At 39.6% G+C, this 3421-nt stretch carries 2 protein-coding genes and 1 other annotated feature; both genes read right to left on the reverse strand.

All coding sequences use genetic code 11. From position 1 onward, the window contains the following. Positions 1 to 1724: AMP-binding protein (locus tag GXZ13_04940; protein NLX75167.1), on the reverse strand; the 1724-nt coding region annotated here is incomplete at its 3' end. Next, complete coding sequence (locus GXZ13_04945) at positions 1721 to 3142, reverse strand: hypothetical protein (protein NLX75168.1); 1422 nt, start codon at positions 3140 to 3142, stop codon at positions 1721 to 1723. The genes GXZ13_04945 and GXZ13_04940, both read right to left, overlap by 4 nt. Before the next feature lie 61 nt (positions 3143 to 3203). After that, positions 3204 to 3421, reverse strand: a binding site (T-box leader).

Here is a 3421-nt window from a genome sequence, read left to right on the forward strand (position 1 = left end):
GGAACTCCATGAAAACACGTTATACGCTCTTGATTTATACAAGCAAGAGAAGATTTTGTAGAAAAATATGGAAGTGGCATTTGTGACGTTCCATGTGTCATGGCTGCAGTCATAGCCAAAACCATTCCAAAACAGTGGAACATAGGGACATGTATCATCATGCGATCAGCAGTAGATAAGTCCATTCTGTCGCCTATACACTTGCCGTTATTTACGACATTATAATGGGTAAGCATAACTCCCTTTGGGAAGCCCGTGGTCCCTGATGTGTATTGCATATTACATACATCATGTACATTAACATTGGCTGCCATGCGATATAGTTTGTCATTTGGAACCGTGTCTGCTCTTTCTACAGCTTCTTCCCAAGTTAGAGCTCCGTTCATGCGGAAGCCTATTGTTATTACATTGCGCAAAAAGGGAAGCCTTGCACATGATAGGGGAATCCCGGGAGTCGCATTTTTGAGCTCAGGGCAGAGTTCGTTAATTGTTGCCTTATAATTTGAATCACGATAACCATCAATCATTATCAAAGTATGAGTATCGGACTGGCGCAACAAATATTCGGCGTCGTGTATTTTATATGCAGTATTCACCGTTACGAGAACGGCACCTATTTTTGTCGTTGCCCAAAACGCTATATACCACTGAGGGAGGTTAGTGCACCATACAGCAACGTGACTTTGTGCCTTTACCCCTAGAGATATCAAGGTTTTTGCAAATTTATCCACATCATCACGGAATTCAGAATAGGTTCTTGTATAGTCCAAAGTTGTGAATTTAAAGGCATATTGGTCCGGAAACTCATCGACCACTCTGTCAAGTACTTGTGAAAAAGTATAATCAATCAAGGTATCTTTTTGCCATATAAATTTTCCGGTTCTAGATCTGTTGTCGTATAGCCTTTTTGATTTTGATTGACGGGCCGGGTTGTCAAAACGATTCATATAATTGACAAAATGAAGGGAGATTAACTCTATGTCTGTCATTTCCTTCATCCACTCAGGTTCCCATTCCATAGAGATGAAACCATCATAGTTTATGGAATAGAGAGCAAGCATCAATTCCTTCATAGGAAGGGAGCCTTCGCCTATAAGACGGTATTCTAGCTTATCATTGACTATTTCGTAATCTTTTAGATGGACATGTTTTACGTAAGCACCAAGAGTTTTTATCGTCTCGGCTGCAGTTTCTCCGCCTTTAGTTACGGTATGGTGCATATCCCACAGAGCCGCTAAATTATCACACGCAAAATAATCAAGTATATTGCACAGTTTTTTTGTATCAGAAAAGAGTGCAATAGTTTCTATAAGAAGAACAATTCCATGTTTTTCTGCTATTGGGATAAGTTTTTCAAGACATTTTATGGACGTTGTTTTCTGTTCTTCCTCAGGCCACGCTGACTCTTTCGCCCCGATACGTACATATGGCACTCTTAGATTGTATGCATTCTTGATACAAACTTCAATTTCTGTGCAGGTTTCTTGGATTTTATTTGGAGCGGTTATATTGGAAGTTGCATCTATACAGGGCACTTCAAGGCCTTTTTCAAGAAGGTCTCTGTAAGTGGCATTGGCCGAATTGGGATTAAAAATACCTCCCTTTAACTTTGGCTCATGTCCAGAATGAATCTCAATGCCGGAAAACCCACTATTTTTAGCTATGCGGCATATAGTATCCCAAGTATATTTGCTCCATCCGTAAGTTGAGAGTGATAGCTTCATGATTTGTGACTCTCCTCAAAGACAATTTTATTAAGAGCATTTAAATAGGCCAAAATGCTAGAACCGATTATATCCGTGGAAATTCCGTTGCCCGAATATAACTTGCCATTGTAACGCAATTTTACAAGAGCCGAACCCATGGCCTCTCTCCCTTCGGTAACGGCTTGAATTTGGAAGTCATCCAGTTCGTAATGTTGTCCCGTTATATGTTCTATTGCGAAGAAAGAGGCATCGATAGGGCCATCTCCTGTTGCTAATCCCAAAAGATCTTCTCCGTTTTTTTGGAAATGAATGTTTGCTGTTGCGTTAATTGTATTTCCACTATTGATAACAAAGCTTACCAGCTTGTATGTAGGGGGAACCTGCATCGCGGTTGATGCAATAATTGCCTCTAACTCCTTTGTTCCGACGGATTTTTTCTCTGCCAATCTTATAAAAGTCTCATAAACCTTCGCTAAGTCTTCAGCCGAAAGTTCATATCCTAGTTTTTTGATAAATTTTTCTAAAGTAGGCATGTCGTCATTGGCGTCAAGTTTCACGTCTTTGACTTGATTGTTTTTAATGCCTGTTTGGAATGGAGATTTCTTTTCCCCTTTTGATTTAGTTAGCCAATGTATCTGGTTTATAGAACGATGTAAATTTGTTGTTTTTATATTGCTATAATAACCGCCGTCGTCACCTCTTGTTTTTATAAGGAGTGCTATTTCTTTTATTGAAGGGGCAATTCCTGAATTAATAGCAACATTTATCTCTGTGGCTCCTGCTCGTATCGCTGTTGCGGCACATGCTGTTGCCATAGATAATTCGTCCGAACAGCGTACGGCGAGAGTAACTGTTTTAAGAGATGGAATACTTTCATATAATGAATTAATAAAAACATCCATTTCATGTGGCATCAGCAATCCTGCTGTGTCACAAATTGTTACAGTTGTCGCTCCGGCATTTATAGCTGTAGTTAGTGCGTTTATAAGAAAGTCCTTTTCGCTTCTAGTGGCGTCTAATGCTGAGAAATCGACATCATTACATAGTTCTTTGCTTCTGCTAACCAGCGAGTCGATTAAATCTATAACATTTGTAGCTTTTAATCCGGAATTAAATTCCATTTGCACAGTTGATACGGGGAGTTCAACAGAAAGCCTCGGCTTTACAGCAGAGTTAATTGCTTTCCAGGCTATATCAACGGACTCTTTTGTTATTCCTACAGGTATTGACAGTACACTGTTTTTAACCGCAGAAGTAATGGTTCTAACAAGCAAGGTATCAACTTTTTCATTGATAATAGGAGCTATATTTATGATGTCGACGTCAAGCTTGTCCAATATCTTCGCAGTTTCTATTATTTCTTTAAAACTTAGGGAGTTTTCCTGTCCCTTCGAACTTTCTCTAAGTGTCACATCTGTTAAGCTGATTTTTTTCATATCCATCATCCTTTCATAAGTGGGTAATCGGGTAAAAAAAGTCCCTGAGACATTTTTATGCCTCAGGGACGAAAATATTCGCGGTACCACCCTGTTTGCCGCAATTTGCGACCACTTGGTTATACTGTTAACGGTGTCTGCCGTAATCCCTTAATTTAAAGATTTCGGGGATTCCGCTCAGGAGTGAGACTGCATCTTACGACATAAGTGTCAGCTTTCACCAAATGCTGATTCTCTGTAACTTCAGTTGTAAGAGCTTAATTCCATCATCGCGTTTAA

The sequence above is a fragment of the Synergistaceae bacterium genome (assembly GCA_012728235.1).
Lineage (GTDB): Bacteria > Synergistota > Synergistia > Synergistales > Synergistaceae > JAAYFL01.

What these genes read in the sequence shown, in the direction of transcription:
- GXZ13_04945 (NLX75168.1), bottom strand. Translation starts at nt 3,142, where the DNA reads ATGAAAAAAATCAGCTTAACAGATGTGACACTTAGAGAAAGTTCGAAG.